General features: G+C 65.3%; 1 protein-coding gene. It reads left to right on the top strand.

Going from position 1 to position 521, the window contains the following annotated elements:
* A partial coding sequence (locus F0155_RS23320) for a contractile injection system protein, VgrG/Pvc8 family (protein ID WP_280177020.1) occupies positions 1 to 521 on the top strand: 521 nt, incomplete at both ends.

Genomic DNA, 521 nt, shown 5'->3' with positions numbered 1-521 from the left:
TCCACCAGCTACACCCAGCGCGACTACACGTTCAAGAACCCGCCCTACAGCCAGGAACACCGGCAGGACCGGCAGGAAGACAACGGCTCGGCCAAAGACTACGCGCTCTACGACTATCCGGGTCGCTACAAGCAGGATGTCGCCGGAAAGCCGTTCACAAGGTTCCGGCAGGAAGCGGTGCGCGTGGACGCAACCACGGGGCAGGGGCGCACAAACGCCATCCACCTGTCGCCCGGCTTCAAGATGGCGCTCTCTGATCATCCCAATGATGCCTGCAACACGGCGTGGCATCTCCTCAGCGTGTCGCACCATGGCAGCCAGCCGCAGGCGCTTGGCGAGGAAGCAGGCGGGGGACCGGCCACTTATTCGGCATCCTTTTCGGCCATGCCCGCCCGGCTGCCCTATCGCCCGCCCCAGCGCGCCAAGCCGCTGGTGGACGGCCCGCAGATTGCCCATGTGACGGGGCCGGAAGGCGAGGAGATCTATTGCGACGAGTTTGCCCGGGTGAAGGTCTGGTTCCC

This window comes from Roseibium sediminis (assembly GCF_008711325.1).
Lineage (GTDB): Bacteria > Pseudomonadota > Alphaproteobacteria > Rhizobiales > Stappiaceae > Roseibium > Roseibium sediminis.
The sequence above is the reverse complement of the archived record's forward strand: the minus strand, read 5'-3'. Positions and strand labels throughout refer to the sequence as shown.